The following is a 12,833-nucleotide window of genomic DNA, read 5'->3' as shown; positions in this document are numbered from 1 at the left end:
GTCATTTGAGCACGTTGTGCTGGGCGGCGAGGTAGCCGGCGTGGAAGCGGGTTCTGGCGCCCAGCCGTTCGCAGAGCACCTGGACGCGGCGTTGCACCGTGCGGGGGCTGAGGCCGAGCTGGCGGGCGATGGCGTCGTCCTTCATGCCGGCCGCCAGCAGGGCCAGGACCTCCGTGTCGGCGGCCTGGGGCCAGGATTCCGGTTCCAGGGAGTCGGCGGTGAGGCGCAGGGGGACGGCGGCCCGCCAGAGGGTCTCGAACAGGCCCACCAAGGCGTCCAGGAGCGCCGAGGGGTGGACGACCAGGGCGCTTTCCACGGCGCGGTCCTCGTCGGAGACCAGCGGGAGGACCGCGGTGCGGGCGTCGGCGATGGCGAGCTTGACCGGGACCTGGCCGAGCCTGGCCTGCTCTCCGTCGGCGATGGCGCGACGGGTGTGGGCGAGCATGCCGGGTTGCTCGAAGGCCAGCGGGCTGTAGATGCCGCGGGTGACGGGGGCGCCCTGGCGGGCGGCGCGCTGACGGTTCTCGCGGTCGTCGCTGATGTCCACCGCGTACGGCGGATGCACCAGCACCAGCATCTCCTGGCCGGCGTTGCGTTCGAGCTGGAGATAGCGGCGGGCCACGGCGTCGCGGCCCGTCACCACCTCCAGGACCTCCTCCGGGTGCGGGCCGCTGCGCTCGGCGACCTCGGTGGCCAGGAGCGCGGCGGCGGCGCGGCTGTGGGTGATCTCCTCCTGGCGGCGGGCGACGAGGATGTCGATGGCGACGTTCGGGGGAGTGGCGACGACGCGAAGGGGGCGGCCGGCCACGCGGGAGAACAGGCCGAGGTCCTCCAGCCTGGGCAACATGCGGCGGATGGCGGCGGCGGAGGAGCCGGTCTCGGCGGCGAGCTGGCTCAGCGTCGCCGGGCCGTGCCGGAGCAGGGCTCGGTAAGCGGTCTCCTCGGCGACGGTGACGCCGAGCCCTTCGAGTAAGCGCCGCTGCGCCATGTCGCCCTTTCCCCTGCGGTGAACCATCAGCGTACTGGTACGTTGCCGCGAATGATCTCCCCTTACGTGCGTTCGTACCAGTCCCCAGACTGGACGCCGTGTAGGACATGCATGGGGCGGGACGCCTCGCCCTTTGGGTAGCTCTTGTTCCGGCGAGTCCTGGACTCTATGGTCGTTGCGTAGTCCGGTTCTTGTTGCGCATTAAGGAACAACCGGAGGCACCATGAGTCGTCCTCGTTTGGTGATCGTGGGAGCGGGGATCGTGGGCTGCGCCCTCGCCGACGAGCTCACCGAGCGGGGGTGGACGGACGTCACGGTCGTCGACCAGGGCCCGCTCTTCGCCGCCGGAGGCTCCAGTTCACACGCCCCCGGCCTCGTCTTCCAGACGAACCCGTCGAAGACCATGACCGAGTTCGCCGCCTACACGGTCGGGAAGTACGCGGAGCTCGGCGAGCGGTGCTTCCAGCAGGTCGGCGGGCTGGAGGTGGCCACCACCCCCGAGCGCTGGACCGACCTGCACCGCAAGCACGGCTGGGCCGAGTCGTGGGGCGTCGAGGGGCGGCTGCTCGACGCCGCCGAGTGCGCCGGATTATGGCCGCTGCTCGATCGGGACAAGGTGCTCGGCGGGTTCCACGTGCCCAGCGACGGGCTGGCGGCGGCGGTCGCCTGCGGGCAGACGCAGGCCGAGCGGGCCATCGAGCGCGGGGCCCGGTTCCTGCCCGGACACACGGTGGTCGGCATCGAACAGCGGGGCGGGCGGGCCACCGGGGTCACGGTCGTGGCCTCGGGAGAGCACCGGACCATCGCCGCGGACGTGGTGGTGTGCGCGGCGGGCTTCTGGGGGCCCTCGATCGGCAGGATGGCCGGGCTGACCGTGCCGCTGCTGCCCCTGGCCCACCAGTACGCCAAGTCCGGCCCCCTGGCCATGGACGGGCAGGGCCCGATCCTCCGCCACCAGGACCGCGACCTGTACTTCCGCAAGCACGGCGACCGCATCGGCATCGGCTCCTACGCGCACCGCCCCATGCCGGTCACCCAGGACGAGATCGGCCCCAAGGGCACCACGATGCCGTCGGTGCAGGCGTTCACCTCGGACGACTTCGACCCCGCCTGGCGCGACGCGGTCGAACTGCTGCCCGCGCTGGCCGAGTCCAAGTACGAGGACGGCATCAACGGCGTCTTCTCCTTCACCCCCGACGGCTTCCCGCTGATCGGCGAGGCGCCGCATCTCGACGGGTTCTGGCTGGCCGAGGCCGTCTGGGTGACGCACTCGGCGGGGGTCGCGCGGGCGCTGGCCGAGGTGCTGGTGGACGGGCACTCCGGGTTCGACCTGCATGAATGTGAGCTCAACCGGTTCGAGCAGACGCAGGTGTCGCCCGCGTTCGTCGAGGAGCGGGGCAAGCAGAACTTCGTCGAGGTGTACGACGTCATCCATCCGCTGCAGCCGATGGAGTCGCCGCGGCCGTTGCGGACGAGCCCGTTCTACGCGCGGCAGCGGGAGCTGGGCGGGCACTTCCTGGAGGCGGCCGGGTGGGAGCGGCCGCACTGGTTCGAGGCGAACGCGCCCCTGCTGGAGGATCTCGCTCAGCGTCACGATTCCGAGGCGCTCGTGGGCGCCGCCCAGCGGGACGCGTGGGCGGGCCGCTACTGGTCGCCGATCGCCGCCGCGGAGTCGTACGCCACCAGGGAGCAGGTCGCGCTGTACGACATGACTCCGCTCAAGCGCATCGAGGTCAGCGGGCCCGGGGCGGCGGCGTTCCTGCAACGGATGACGACGAACAACGTGGACAGGAAGCCCGGCTCGGTCACCTACACGCTGCTGCTCGATGTCAAGGGCGGCATCCGGTCGGACCTCACGGTGGCGCGGCTGGAGGAGGACACGTTCCAGGTCGGCGCGAACGGCAACCTCGACCTCGACTGGCTGACCCGGCACGCGCCGGGCGGGGTGCGGGTGCGGGACCTGACGCCGGGCACGTGCTGTGTCGGCGTGTGGGGGCCGTGGGCCAGGGAGCTCGTGCAGGGACTGACCGACATGGATCTGTCGCACGAGAACTTCCGCTACTTCGGCTGCAAGAGCGGATATGTCGGGCATGTTCCGGTGTTGGCGCTGCGCGTCTCGTATGTCGGCGAGCTGGGCTGGGAGTTGTACACCACCGCCGACATGGGACTCAAGCTCTGGGACACCCTGTGGGCGCCCGGGCGGGCGATCGCCGCCGGACGGGCCGCGTTCAACAGTCTGCGGGTGGAGAAGGGGTACCGGCTCTGGGGGGTGGACATGACCAGCGAGCACAACCCGTACGAGGCGGGGCTGGGGTTCGCCGTCAAGGCGGACAAGGACTTCATCGGCCGCGACGCCCTCGCCAAGGAGGTCACCAGGAAGCTCGTCCCGCTGCTCAGCGCCGAGGTGGTCATGGGCAAGGAGCCGGTCGGGCACGACGGCCGCACGGTCGGGTACGTCACGAGTGCCGCCTACGGTCACACCATCCAGCACCCCATCGCCTACGCCTGGTTGCCGATCGAGCTCACAGAGCCCGGGACGCACGTGGATATTTCCTACTTCGGCCGCCGCGTTCCCGCGGAGGTCGCCGCCGAGCCGCTGTACGACCCCGGGATGGAGAAGATCAGGCGTTGACCCACCCCGACTTCCTCTGGCGCAACCCCGACCCCAAGCCCGCCTACGACGTGGTGATCGTGGGCGGCGGCGGGCACGGCCTGGCCACCGCCTATTACCTGGCCAGGAACCACGGCATCACGAACGTCGCCGTCCTGGAGCGGGGCTGGCTGGCCGGCGGCAACATGGCCCGCAACACCACGATCATCCGCTCCAACTACCTGTGGGACGAGAGCGCCGCGATCTACGAGCACTCGCTGAAGCTGTGGGAGGGACTGAGCGAGGAGCTCGACTACGACCTGCAGTTCAGCCAGCGCGGCGTGCTCAACCTGGCGCACAACCTGGGCGACGTACGCGAGGGCAGGCGCCGGGTGAACGCGAACCGGCTCAACGGCGTGGACGCCGAGTGGCTGGACGCGGACGAGGTCAAGAAGTTCTGTCCGGTCATCAACGTGTCCCAGCGGGCCCGCTATCCCGTCATGGGGGCAACGTTGCAGCGGCGCGGGGGCATCGCCAAGCACGATCACGTGGCCTGGGCGCTGGCACGCAAGGCGGACGCGTATGGGATCGACCTCATCCAGGGTTGCGAGGTGACCGGGTTCGAGATCACGGACGACCGGGTGACGGCCGTGCGGACCTCGCGCGGCCGGATCGCCGCGGGGAAGGTCGCGCTCGCGGCGGCCGGGCACACCTCGGTGCTGGCCGCGCGGGCCGGGATCCGGCTGCCGCTGCAGTCGCACCCCCTCCAGGCGCTGGTGTCGGAGCTGCTGGAGCCGGTGCTCGACTGCGTGGTCATGTCGAACGCCGTGCACGTGTACGTCAGCCAGGCCCACAAGGGGGAGCTGGTCATGGGGGCGGGGATCGACGCGTACAACTCCTACGGGCAGCGCGGCGGTGTCCACGTCATCGAGGCGCAGATGGCGGCGGCGCTGGAGCTGTTCCCGATCTTCAGCCGGGTACGCGTGCTGCGCACCTGGGCCGGCATCGTGGACGTCTCCCCGGACGCCTCGCCCATCATCGGCCCCACCCCGGTCGAGGGCCTGTACATCAACGCCGGCTGGGGCACCGGCGGCTTCAAGGCCACCCCCGGCTCCGGCTGGGTGTACGCCCACACCCTCGCCCACGAACGACCCCATCCGCTGGCCGAGCCGTTCGCGCTGGAGAGGTTCACCACGGGGGCGCTCATCGACGAGCACGGCGCGGCGGCGGTGGCCCACTGATGCTGCTCATCGACTGCCCGCACTGCGGGACCCGCGACGAGAACGAGTTCCACTACGGCGGCCAGGCCGGGATCGCCTACCCGCGGACGGAGACCTCCGACGAGGAGTGGGCCGCCTACGTCTTCCTGCGCGACAACCCCAAGGGCTGGTTCCACGAGCGGTGGTTCCACGTGCACGGCTGCCGGACCTGGTTCGACGTCGAGCGGCACACGGTCACCCACGAGATCAGGAAGGCTCCATGAGGTTCACCTTCGACGGCCGTCCCCTGCGGGGCGAGCCCGGTGACACGCTGGCCGCCGCCCTCCTGCGTAACGGGGTGAAGGTGGTGGGCCGCAGTGTGGAGCTCGGCCGCCCGCGCGGCGTCTTCACCGCCGGCCCCGAGGAGCCGAACGCGCTGGTACGGGTGGGCGCCGACCCGATGCTGGCGGCGACGACGGTGGAGCTGTACGACGGCCTGGAGGCGTGGAGCCTGCGCGGCAAAGGGCGGGTGGACCTGGACGCCGTGGACGAGCGCCGTTGTGACAAGGGGTACCTGCACTGCGACGTGCTGGTGGTCGGCGGCGGGCCCGCCGGGCTGGCCGCGGCCGTGGCGGCCGGGCGGGACGGCGCGCGGGTGATCCTCCTGGACGAGCAGCCCCGGCTGGGCGGCGACCTGCTGAACTCCCGCGTGCTCCTCGACGGCGCTCCCGCGCTGGACTGGGTGGACGGGCTGGACCTGCCCGGTCGCGTGCTCACCAGGACGACCGCCGTCGGCTACTACGACCACAACTACGTGGTGGCGGTGGAACGGCGCTCGCGCGGTGAGCGGTTGTGGCACATCCGGGCGCGCAGGGTGGTGCTGGCGACGGGGGCGCACGAGCGCTCGCTCGCCTTCCCCGGCAATGACCGCCCCGGGGTGATGCTGGCCTCCGCCGCCCGCGCCTACGCCAATCGGTACGGGGTCGCGCCCTGGCGGCGGGCCGTGGTGTTCGCGTGCGCGGACTCCGGGTACGAGGCGGCGCGGGACCTGGCGGCGGCCGGCGTGGAGATCGCCGCCGTCGTCGATCCCCGCGCCGAGGCGTCCCAGGTGGTGACCGGTACGACCGGTGACGCGGACGGCGTGCTGACCGGCGTCCAGGTGGGCTCGGCGCACTACGAGGCCGACCTGCTGGCCGTGGCCGGTGGCTGGAACCCGGCGGTGCACCTGTTCAGCCAGTCGCAGGGGCGGGTGCGGTTCGACGAGGACCTGCAGGCGTTCGTGCCGGGCACGTCGGCGCAGGCCGAGCGGTCGGCCGGGGCCTGCAGGGGCCTGTACGGCACGCGGGAGGCGATCGCCGACGGCTACGCCGCTGGGGCGGACGGGCACGGGTTGCGGGTGCCGGAGTGCGACGAGAGTCCCCTCAGGCCGCCGGCCGCCCTTTGGACCGTTGAAGGAACCTCGGACGAGCCCGCGTTCGCGGACCTGCATCGGGACGTGACCGTGGCCGATCTGGCCAGAGCGGCGGGGACCGGGATGCGGTCGGTGGAGCACGTCAAGCGGTACACCACCGCGGGCACCGGGGCCGATCAGGGTAAGACGTCGGGCGCTGTCGTCGTCGGCGTCATGTCGGCGCTCCTCGGCGCGGCACCCGGCCAGATGGGGACGACGACGTTCCGGCCCCCGTACACGCCGGTCTCCTTCGCCACCCTCGCGGGACGCGACCGCGGCGCGTTGTCCGACCCCGTCAGGACCACCGCCATGCACGACGCGCACGTCGCCGCGGGAGCGGTGTTCGAGGACGTCGGCCAGTGGAAACGGCCCTGGTACTTCCCCCGGGACGGCGAGCCGATGGAGGCGGCCGTGCGGCGCGAGTGCCACGCGACCAGGACCTCCGTGGCGGCCATGGACGCCTCGACGCTGGGCAAGATCGACATGCGGGGCGCGGACGCGGGCGCGTTCCTCGACCGGATCTACACGAACATGTACTCCACCCTCGCCGTCGGCGCCTGCCGCTACGGGCTGATGTGCGGGGCGGACGGGATGGTGATCGACGACGGCACCACGACCAGGCTCGCCGAGGACCACTTCCTCATGACCACGACCACGGGCAACGCCGCCGCGGTGCTCGACTGGCTGGAGGAGTGGCACCAGACGGAGTGGCCGGACCTGGAGGTGTCGTTCACCTCGGTCACCGACCACTGGGCGACCGTGGCCGTGGCGGGCCCGCGCGCCAGGGAGGTCGTCGGGGCCGTCGCGCCGGAGGCGCTCGACCTGGCGTTCATGCGGTACGCGGCCACCGACGTGCTGGGTGTGCCGGGGCGGGTGTTCAGGATCAGTTTCTCGGGTGAGCTGGCGTACGAGGTGAACGTGCCCTGGGCGTACGGCAGGGCGCTCTGGGAGGCGGTGCTGGGCCTGGGCGCGGTGCCGTACGGGACCGAGACCATGCACGTGCTGCGCGCCGAGAAGGGGTTCGCCATCGTCGGCCAGGAGACCGACGGCACCGTCACCCCGCAGGACCTCGGCATGTCGTGGATCGTCTCCCGCCGCAAGCCCGACTACGTGGGCAAGCGCTCCCATGCCCGCCCCGACACCGTGCGGAGCGGTCGCAAACGGCTGGTCGGCGTCCTGCCCGACGATCCGGCGGCGTTCGTGGACGAGGGCGCGCAACTCCTCGCTCCCGGCGGATCCCCGCCGATGCTCGGGTACGTGACCTCCAGTTACCGCAGCGCGGCGCTCGGGCGCACGTTCGGCCTGGCCCTGGTGAAGGACGTCGAGCCCGGTGACCGGCTCACCGCCGTGTCCGGGGGACCGGCGCAGCCGGTGACCGTCGTGGAGCCCGTCTTCTACGACCCGGAGAACGCCCGTCGTGACGGCGACCCGGCCGCGCCGCCTCCGTGGGAGGGCGAGGTCCGCGCGGAGAGTCCCGCCGCCGCGTTCGCCGCGAGGTTCGAGGAGGCGAGCGGCGCTGAGGCGCGGCTGCGGGAGGTGCCGTTCGAGCCGATGTGGGAGGTGCGCGGCGCGGATCCGGGCGTGGGGCTGCGGCTGGGGCCGACCTGGTGGCTTGTGTCAGGAAATATCGTGCCTCGTCCTGGGTGGGTGGACGTCTCGGGACAGCGGACGATCCTGGAGCTGTCGGGTTCGGCGGCAGAGGACGTCCTGATCACCGGCTGCCCCCTTGACCTGCACACCCTCCAAGGCCACGCCCACACCCTCCTGGGCAAGACCGCGGTCATCCTCGAACGCCGGGCCCCGGACACCTACCGGATCTACGTCAGGTCTTCCTTCACGAGCTACCTGGCGGAGTGGCTCCTTGACGCGATTCACGCGTTTTAGGGATATATCTGGGCATTACCTAGACTTTACGAAAAACGGAAAGTCTGGGGGCGGGTGTGCGGGTACGAGCGTTCATGGCCGGTACGGCCACGGTGGCGATGCTGGCCGGTTGCGGAGGGCTCGAAGCGCAGTCGACGGGCGGCGGGAAGAGCACGAAAGCGGACTCCGCCTCGATCTCGGATGCGAAGAAGAAACTGGGCAAACTCACGGTCAAAGGCCGTGCCCCCAAGACGGGGTTCGACCGCGACGAGTTCGGCACCCCCTGGTCCGACGTGGACCACAACGGCTGCGACACCCGCAACGACATCCTCAAGCGCGACATGGAGGACGAGACGTTCAAGTCCGGCACCCATGACTGCATCGTCCTGACCGGCACCCTGCACGACCCGTACAGCGGCAAGACCATCAAGTTCGAGCGCGGCCAGAACACCAGCACCGCCGTCCAGATCGACCACGTGATCCCGCTGTCGGACGCCTGGCAGAAGGGCGCCGCGAAGTGGTCGGAGACCAAGCGCAAGGAGTTCGCCAACGACCCGCTGAACCTCATGGCCGTGGACGGCCCGCTGAACGGCCAGAAGAGCGACTCCGACGCCGCCACCTGGCTGCCGCCCCGCAAGGCCTACCGCTGCACGTACATCGCCAAGCAGATAGACGTGAAGTCGAAGTACGAGGTGTGGCTGACCTCGGCGGAGAAGACCGCGATGGAAGGCATCCTGGACAACTGCTGACCGGTACGTAAGATCACAAAGCATGCGTGTGACTAGATCCCGTGTGACCGCCGCCCTCGCCCTCCTCGCCACCGCCGCCCTGACGCCGACGCCCGCCCAGGCGAAGGCCGCCGTCAACGTCGTCGTGCTCGACTGGAACATCCAGGGCGAGATCGCCGACATGAAAGCCATCGCCAAGGTGATCCGTGACAACGGCGCCAACGTCGTCACGCTCCAGGAGGTCCACCGCAGGCCGGACGCCGACCAGGTGAAGCAGTTAGCCGACGAGCTCGGCTGGGACCTCACGGCCAACGCCCACTTCGGCGCGGGCGACAACCCGGGGCCGTGCGACGATCCGCAGCCGGGCAAGGCGGGCAACGCGATCCTGTCGTCGTACAAGATCGTGGAGCGCGTGACGATCCCGATCAGCGACTTCGCCACCTGCCCCGTCAACCGCTCGCTGGCCGGCGTCAAGCTCGACCTCGGCGGCGGCGCGGAGATCCGGGTCTTCACCACCCACCTGTCGCCCGGCCTGTCGGCGACCTCCACCAGCCGCCGCGAGGCCCAGGCCACCACGGTGCGCGACTACTTCGGCTCCCGCTCCCCGCTGATCCTCACCGGCGACTTCAACGCCCCGCCGACGGACGCGCTGTCGAAGAAGTTCGTCAGCACGGGCTGGACGGATACCGGCGCCAAGTACGCCAACAAGCCCACCCACGGCACCGCCCGCATCGACTACGTCTACACCCGAGGCGTCACCACGACCAGCGGTTCTGTGTTGTCGAGCACGCTGTCCGACCACCGTCCGCTCGTCATGAGAATGGTTCGCTGAGCGGCGCTCTCAACCGGAACAAGCCCGGCCCGCCTTCTCGGCGGGCCGGGCTTGGTGTCGGGGAATCAGTCGTCGTTGTCGTCGTTCCGCTCGGTCTCGTGCTTGGCGACCTTGCCCGAGGCGGCGTCCACGTCCACCTCGTGCTTGTCCGTGCCCTTGGTCAGTTCGAGCTCCCACACCTCAGGGCCAGTGCCCCGGCGGTCGAAGTCGAGTTCGCTGACCCAGGCCCCCGGCACCGCCTTGTGCGCGATGTCGATGGCCTGCTCGGCCGTGATCTTGGGGGCGGCTGCGGGCGCGGCGGCGGTGGCGGCGTAGGCGGCGCCACCGCCCGCGACCAGCGCGACGACTCCGGCACCTGCGACGATGAGCTTCTTCGTGATCTGCATGACTCCACGAAAGCGCCATCTCCGGTAATCACGCGCTAAACGATGGTTAAGGCGAGGAGAAGGCGGCCTCCACCCGGGCTCCACCGTCCCGCGACCTGGAGATGGTCAGGCCGCCGCCCGCCGACTCCGCGGTGCGCCGGGCGATGTCCAGCCCGAGCCCCGTCGAGCCGCCCCCGCTGTTCCCCCGCTCCAGCAGCGCCGGCTCGAACCCGGGGCTGGAGTCCTCCACGGTCAGCAGGGCGCCGGGAGGGCGCGGCCGGAGCCGTACGGACATGGAGACGCCTTCCGGGGTGTGCGCGAAGACGTTGCCGAGCAGCGCGTCCACGCACGCGGCCAGTTCCTCGGCGCCCACCGCGACCGGCAGCGGGCCGTCGGGCAGGGAGATCGACACCTCGCGTCCCTGGTCCTCGGCCAGCACGGACCAGAACCGTACCCGCTCGCCCACGACCTGTGCGGCGTCGCACGAGTCGCGCCCGGCCGAGCGCCGCCGCGCCTCCGTGATGACCGAGCTCACGGCCCTTTCCAGCGCGTCCACCCTGGCCTGCACCCGCGCCGCCTCCTCGGGGTCGCGCAGCGACTCGGCGTCCAGCCGCAGACCCGTCAACGGGGTACGCAGCCGGTGCGACAGATCGGCGACCGACTCCCGCTCGGCCACCAGCAACTCGTCGATCCGCCCCGCCAGATGGTTGAGCGCCAGCGCCACCGACCGCACCTCGGGAGGCCCGCCCGGTTCGGCCCGAGCGCTCAGATCACCGCCCGCGAGCCGGTGCGAGACCCGCGCCAGACCGTCCACCGGCCGCGTCACGGCCAGCGCCAGCCGGTCGGCCAGCACGATCCCCAGCACCACCAGCCCGAGCCCGAGCAGCGCCAGCGCCGCCCACGCCTCCCGCACGCCCCGCATCAGCTCGGCGTCCGGCACGAACACCCTGATCACGGCCGTGCCGTCCGGCGACTGCGCCGAGACCAGCACCTCCCTGCCCCCGGAGGTCTCCGCGGTGACGCTGCGGCCGGTCGCGGCCAGGCGTACCGCGTCGGACTCGGCGGCCTGGGCCCCCACCGTGCCCCCGCCGGGCAGGAACACCGTCACGGGCCGCGAAATCCGCTCCACCGCGAGCGTCAGGTCGGGCGCGCCCACATCGACCGCGACGGACTCGGCGGCGGCCGTGGCCCTGCTCATCGCGCCGTTCTCGGCCACGGCCCTGATCAGCAGCGCCATCGGCACCAGCAGCGCGATCAGCACCAGCGAGGTCGTCGCCGCGACGAGCAGCGCCAGCCAGCGCCTCATGACGGCTCGACGAGTTTGACGCCCACGCCGCGCACCGTGTGCAGGTAGCGCGGCTCGGCGGCCGTCTCGCCCAGTTTCCTGCGCAACCACGACAGGTGCACGTCCACGGTCTTGTCCGCGCCGCCGTACGGCAACTGCCACACCTCCGTCAGCAACTCCCGCTTGGTCACCACCTCGCCGGGCCGCGCCGCGAGATAGTGCAGCACGTCGAACTCCCGCGGCGTCAGATCCAGCGCCACGCCGTCGAGCATGGCCGTGCGCGCCCGCGGATCCACCCGCAACGCCCCCACCGCCAGCGGTTCGGGAGCCGCCCCACCGACCCGCCGCAACACGGCCCGCACCCGCGCGTCGAGCTGCGCCGCACTGTACGGCTTCACCACGTAGTCATCGGCCCCCGCATCCAGCACCGGCACCATCTCGGCGTCCCCGTCGCGCGCGGTCGCCACGATGACCGGCACCCGGCTCACGGCCCGCAACATCCGCAACAGCTCCACCCCGTCCATGTCGGGCAGGCCGAGGTCGAGCACGATCAGATCGGGCCTGTCCTGTACGGCCAGCCGCAGCCCGTCCAGCGCCGTGGGGGAGGAGGAGACGGCATGGCCGAGCTCCCGCAACCCTCGGCTGAGCGCCGTGCGGATCGTCACGTCATCCTCGATGAGCAAGATGTCGGGCATATACCGAACGTAGACGGTCAACGGCGATGTGTTGGGCACCCTTAGCATCGCCTTAACCTGGCCTTAGCCGTACATGGGGGAACCTGGCGCCGATGAAGAAGCTGCTCGATGGGGGGACCTGGCGCCGATGAAGAAGCTGCTCGATGGGGGGACCTGGCGCCGATGAAGAAGCTGCTCGATGGGGGGACCTGGCACCGATGAAGAAGCTCGTCGATGGGGGGACCTGGCACCGATGAAGAAGCTCATCCTTGCCTGGGCCGTCACCGCACTCGCCGCGACCGGCGCCGCCGTGGCGGTCCTCGGCCTCCTCGGCAACAGCCTCACCGGCACCGGCAGCCACGTCCTCACCCAGCCGGAGATCCACGCCGCCCTGGCCACCGCCACCACGCGGGCCGCCGCCCCGGGAAGCCCCGCGCCGTCGCAGACGTCGCAGAGCAAGCTGATCCGCAGCGCGGGCGGCACCGTCATCGCCTCGTGCGACGGCGACCTGGTCACCCTCCGCTCGTGGAGCCCGGCCCAGGACTACTCGGTGGACGAGGTGGAGCCCGGACCGGCCAGGGAGGCGAAGGTGGAGTTCGAGCCGGGAGAAGGCGAAGAGATCGAGCTCAAGATCACCTGCGCGAACGGTGTGCCAGTCTCCCGCAGCGGCAACTGATCCCCCGTCAATAGGACAAGATGCCGAGTCCCTGCTCGACGAAGGTGAAGACATCAGTGTACGGATCCCGATTCTCCAGCGGCACACGATCGTCATGAGTCGCGTTCATCTGGAGAGCACGTTTCTTCGCCAGTTCGAAGCTGCCCGCCGGAATCTGTCCCGGCAGCACGATCTTCATATTCG

General features: G+C 71.0%; 12 protein-coding genes. 7 read left to right on the top strand and 5 right to left on the bottom strand.

The annotated features are described in order from the left end of the window. Position 1: 1 nt before the first annotated feature. Complete coding sequence (locus tag ACFPZ3_RS16585; protein WP_379514995.1) at positions 2-1,015, bottom strand: helix-turn-helix domain-containing protein; 1,014 nt, start codon at positions 1,013-1,015, stop codon at positions 2-4. A gap of 196 nt (positions 1,016-1,211) precedes the next feature. Here ACFPZ3_RS16585 and ACFPZ3_RS16580 point away from each other — a divergent pair, with 196 nt between their 5' ends. Genes ACFPZ3_RS16580 through ACFPZ3_RS16555 form a run of 6 tightly spaced genes read left to right on the top strand, consistent with a single transcriptional unit; the run spans position 1,212 to position 9,650 of the window. Next, on the top strand, positions 1,212-3,620 hold the full coding sequence (locus tag ACFPZ3_RS16580) for a GcvT family protein (protein ID WP_379514994.1): 2,409 nt from the start codon (positions 1,212-1,214) through the stop codon (positions 3,618-3,620). Next, the gene (locus ACFPZ3_RS16575) at positions 3,617-4,819 is read left to right on the top strand and encodes a sarcosine oxidase subunit beta family protein (RefSeq protein ID WP_379514993.1); all 1,203 of its coding nucleotides are present in this window, start codon (positions 3,617-3,619) and stop codon (positions 4,817-4,819) included. Before ACFPZ3_RS16580 ends, ACFPZ3_RS16575 begins: the two co-directional genes overlap by 4 nt. Next, on the top strand, positions 4,819-5,061 hold the full coding sequence (locus ACFPZ3_RS16570) for a sarcosine oxidase subunit delta (RefSeq protein WP_379514992.1): 243 nt from the start codon (positions 4,819-4,821) through the stop codon (positions 5,059-5,061). The genes ACFPZ3_RS16575 and ACFPZ3_RS16570 overlap by 1 nt, the downstream gene beginning before the upstream one ends. Next, positions 5,058-8,111 carry a 2Fe-2S iron-sulfur cluster-binding protein gene (locus ACFPZ3_RS16565; RefSeq protein WP_379514991.1) on the top strand — a complete coding sequence of 1,018 codons (3,054 nt, stop codon included), beginning with the start codon at positions 5,058-5,060 and terminating at the stop codon, positions 8,109-8,111. The genes ACFPZ3_RS16570 and ACFPZ3_RS16565 overlap by 4 nt, the downstream gene beginning before the upstream one ends. 56 nt (positions 8,112-8,167) lie before the next feature. Further along, entirely contained in the window at positions 8,168-8,839 is a 672-nt protein-coding gene (locus ACFPZ3_RS16560) for an HNH endonuclease family protein (protein ID WP_379514990.1), read from the top strand. Between the two features lie 22 nt (positions 8,840-8,861). Then, the gene (locus ACFPZ3_RS16555) at positions 8,862-9,650 is read left to right on the top strand and encodes an endonuclease/exonuclease/phosphatase family protein (RefSeq protein ID WP_379514989.1); all 789 of its coding nucleotides are present in this window, start codon (positions 8,862-8,864) and stop codon (positions 9,648-9,650) included. Between the two features lie 65 nt (positions 9,651-9,715). Here the strand turns inward: ACFPZ3_RS16555 and ACFPZ3_RS16550 are convergent, their stop codons facing one another. Genes ACFPZ3_RS16550 through ACFPZ3_RS16540 form a run of 3 tightly spaced genes read right to left on the bottom strand, consistent with a single transcriptional unit; the run spans position 9,716 to position 11,995 of the window. Beyond that, positions 9,716-10,036, bottom strand: a complete 321-nt coding sequence (locus ACFPZ3_RS16550; protein ID WP_379514988.1) for a PepSY domain-containing protein — start codon at positions 10,034-10,036, stop codon at positions 9,716-9,718. Positions 10,037-10,082: 46 nt separating this feature from the next. Further along, positions 10,083-11,321 (bottom strand): sensor histidine kinase, encoded by a 1,239-nt coding sequence (locus ACFPZ3_RS16545; RefSeq protein ID WP_379514987.1) that lies wholly within the window; start codon positions 11,319-11,321, stop codon positions 10,083-10,085. After that, on the bottom strand, positions 11,318-11,995 hold the full coding sequence (locus ACFPZ3_RS16540) for a response regulator transcription factor (protein WP_379514986.1): 678 nt from the start codon (positions 11,993-11,995) through the stop codon (positions 11,318-11,320). Before ACFPZ3_RS16540 ends, ACFPZ3_RS16545 begins: the two co-directional genes overlap by 4 nt. Positions 11,996-12,227: 232 nt before the next feature. On the opposite strand from ACFPZ3_RS16540, the gene ACFPZ3_RS16535 reads away from it, so the two are divergent. After that, a complete protein-coding gene (locus tag ACFPZ3_RS16535) occupies positions 12,228-12,650 on the top strand; it encodes a hypothetical protein (RefSeq protein ID WP_379514985.1) in 423 nt (140 codons plus the stop codon). Between the two features lie 7 nt (positions 12,651-12,657). On the opposite strand, the gene ACFPZ3_RS16530 is transcribed toward ACFPZ3_RS16535, so the two are convergent. Continuing rightward, the gene (locus tag ACFPZ3_RS16530; protein WP_379514984.1) at positions 12,658-12,828 is read right to left on the bottom strand and encodes a hypothetical protein; all 171 of its coding nucleotides are present in this window, start codon (positions 12,826-12,828) and stop codon (positions 12,658-12,660) included. Between the last annotated feature and the right edge of the window lie 5 nt (positions 12,829-12,833).

The sequence above is a fragment of the Nonomuraea insulae genome, from assembly GCF_042656245.1.
This window is presented reverse-complemented; position numbering and strand designations above follow the sequence as displayed.

Excerpts from the sequence above, each read along its gene's own strand:
- ACFPZ3_RS16570 (WP_379514992.1), top strand. The coding sequence starts at position 4,819 with ATGCTGCTCATCGACTGCCCGCACTGCGGGACCCGCGACGAGAACGAG.
- ACFPZ3_RS16585 (WP_379514995.1), bottom strand. The coding sequence starts at position 1,015 with ATGGTTCACCGCAGGGGAAAGGGCGACATGGCGCAGCGGCGCTTACTC.
- ACFPZ3_RS16550 (WP_379514988.1), bottom strand. The coding sequence starts at position 10,036 with ATGCAGATCACGAAGAAGCTCATCGTCGCAGGTGCCGGAGTCGTCGCG.
- ACFPZ3_RS16565 (WP_379514991.1), top strand. The coding sequence starts at position 5,058 with ATGAGGTTCACCTTCGACGGCCGTCCCCTGCGGGGCGAGCCCGGTGAC.
- ACFPZ3_RS16530 (WP_379514984.1), bottom strand. The coding sequence starts at position 12,828 with ATGAAGATCGTGCTGCCGGGACAGATTCCGGCGGGCAGCTTCGAACTG.
- ACFPZ3_RS16535 (WP_379514985.1), top strand. The coding sequence starts at position 12,228 with ATGAAGAAGCTCATCCTTGCCTGGGCCGTCACCGCACTCGCCGCGACC.
- ACFPZ3_RS16555 (WP_379514989.1), top strand. The coding sequence starts at position 8,862 with ATGCGTGTGACTAGATCCCGTGTGACCGCCGCCCTCGCCCTCCTCGCC.
- ACFPZ3_RS16580 (WP_379514994.1), top strand. The coding sequence starts at position 1,212 with ATGAGTCGTCCTCGTTTGGTGATCGTGGGAGCGGGGATCGTGGGCTGC.
- ACFPZ3_RS16545 (WP_379514987.1), bottom strand. The coding sequence starts at position 11,321 with ATGAGGCGCTGGCTGGCGCTGCTCGTCGCGGCGACGACCTCGCTGGTG.
- ACFPZ3_RS16540 (WP_379514986.1), bottom strand. The coding sequence starts at position 11,995 with ATGCCCGACATCTTGCTCATCGAGGATGACGTGACGATCCGCACGGCG.